This window comes from Bacillus cereus group sp. BfR-BA-01356 (genome assembly GCF_022663635.1).
Taxonomy (GTDB): Bacteria; Bacillota; Bacilli; order Bacillales; family Bacillaceae_G; genus Bacillus_A; species Bacillus_A cereus.
The window spans coordinates 1-2,182 of sequence record NZ_JAKUFX010000245.1 but is presented as its reverse complement, the minus strand read 5'-3'; the positions used below and the strand labels follow the sequence as shown (position 1 = coordinate 2,182).

The following is a 2,182-nucleotide window of genomic DNA, read 5'->3' as shown; positions in this document are numbered from 1 at the left end:
TGTAAATGTCAAGATAAACATGTACATTTTCGCTTGTTTAAGCATGTACAAAATCAATCATTTTCTTTGCTAAAATGATCTTTAATTCGATAGGATTGTCCTACAATACTGACCACCGTGGCATGATGTAAGACACGATCTAGTATGGCATTGGCGAGTTTAGGGTCCTGGAATACTTCGTCCCAAGACTTGAAGTTGATATTGGTCGTTAGGATGGTACTACGCTTTTCATAACGCATATCGATTAATTGAAAGAATAATTTTGCATCCTCCGGATCAATAGGCAAGTACCCAATTTCATCAATAATAAGTAATTTGTATTTTGTATAGTGCTTTAAACGAGATTCTAGGCGATTCTCAATCTTGGCACGTTTTAAATTTTGAAGTAAATCATGACATTTAATAAAATAAGTACTTGTTCGCTTTTTAGCTGCTGCTATACCAATAGACGTGGCCAAATGGGTCTTACCAACACCACTAGGTCCTAAAAATACTATGTTTTCTTGTTGCTCTAAGAAACGTAGAGAAATAAAATCTAAGATTTGTTGTTTATTAATACTCGGCTGGAATTCGAAATCAAACTCATCAACCTCCTTTCTATGAGGAAATGCGCCCATTTTCACCATAGAATGAATCATATTTTGTTCTCGTACATCAATCTCATAGTTTGTCAGTTTAACAAGTGTCTCTACGAAGGATAATTCATTATTAATGCTAAAATCGACTACGTCACCTAAATGTTGTGCCATTTGTTTTAATTTTAAATACTCTAGGTTTGTTGTTAATTGTTGATAGCTATTCTTCATTTCTATATACCTCACCAATTACTGATAAATTTTGTTTCGCCAAATTGTCAATGTTCGGATATTTAGGTAGTGACTTAGCCAATGCTTTTTTATAATGTTCTTCTTTATAATTGAGCTTAGATTGGCTGATTTTATGTTGTACAATTAACTTCATGTTATGATAAACATATATTTGATTATCATATACTTGTAAACCGACGGTTTTACCTTGATATTCAGCTGGAACTGAGTATTGATTCGATTTGTAAGATATCATGCCTGATGTATTAACTTTTACAAGTTTATGCTTAATCATATAGGAATCTCTTATCGCGCTCTTCGGGAGTGGTTGTAGGAGATTCTTTTCCTGTTTTAGGGCAAACACTGGAATCTTACCAGTCCCTTGATGAAATGTTTGATTAATTCTTGCACATAATTTTTGCACAAATTCATGTAATTCTTCAAAAGTGAATCTTCCTTGATAAGCATGAATTTCGTCTAGAAGTTTCATTGGCGCTTCTACTTTCCCTTTGGTATTTGGTCGCCCTGCGATACAAGGTTGTACCTTAAATCCAAAATCTTGAGCGAATTGGGCAAACTTATTGTTAATCGTTCCTGTAAAGTGTTCTGTTCGAGCTTCATCCATTACCGTCTTCATATTATCCGTGACAATTACCTTCGGTACACCACCAAACATTTCAAATGCCTCTGTCATAAATGACATTAAAACACTTTGTGATTTTGAAATATTCAAATGAAAAACTTTAAATCTCGAGTAGGACAATAAAAGTACAGCTACATTCACATATACGATTTCGCCACTTTTGGTTTCAAATCGTATGCTTTCTTTCCAATCTAATTGAGCTTGTTCTCCTGGAGGTGTCTCATAACGGACACCCACTGAATGACCTGATAAAATACGCTTCCCCTCATCAAAATATGTTCTAAATTCAGGCTTTCTATTAATATAAGCACGAAATGCAGACTGTGAACATTTTAAACCGTGATTGTCTGTTAGATACTGCCATAACACTCGTTTGTAGTAGAAGATTTGTTTAGAATCACTAGATAAAAGAGCTGCAATCACTTCATAATATGTATCGATTTTCGATGTTTTATTTTTTGTCCCTTTTGGTGTAAAACCATTCAAATACTTATCTATGGTACGCCGATCCACATTCAATTCTCTGGCTAATTGACTTTTATTTATCTTCATTTTTAAGTTCCCCATTAGTTTTTTAAAATTTGGTAAGTCTGAAAGACTTTTAACCTCAAATTCTGTTTGAATATCTAGCTTAATATACATACTAACCACCTCAGAGTCAGTATGGAGAATCCAATTGAAAATGTACATATTTATTCAAGCGTTAATGTACATATTTAAGTTAGCATTTATA

2 protein-coding genes are annotated in these 2,182 nt (G+C 33.5%); both read right to left on the bottom strand.

Features of this window, described 5'->3' with window-relative positions; all coding sequences use genetic code 11:
* Positions 1-53: 53 nt before the first annotated feature.
* A complete protein-coding gene (istB, locus tag MR168_RS32655; protein WP_000798699.1) occupies positions 54-806 on the bottom strand; it encodes an IS21-like element IS232 family helper ATPase IstB in 753 nt (250 codons plus the stop codon).
* Entirely contained in the window at positions 796-2,091 is a 1,296-nt protein-coding gene (gene istA / locus MR168_RS32650) for an IS21-like element IS232 family transposase (RefSeq protein ID WP_000275580.1), read from the bottom strand. Before istA ends, istB begins: the two co-directional genes overlap by 11 nt.
* Between the last annotated feature and the right edge of the window lie 91 nt (positions 2,092-2,182).

What these genes read in the sequence shown, in the direction of transcription:
- istA (WP_000275580.1), bottom strand. Translation starts at nt 2,091, where the DNA reads ATGTATATTAAGCTAGATATTCAAACAGAATTTGAGGTTAAAAGTCTT.
- istB (WP_000798699.1), bottom strand. Translation starts at nt 806, where the DNA reads ATGAAGAATAGCTATCAACAATTAACAACAAACCTAGAGTATTTAAAA.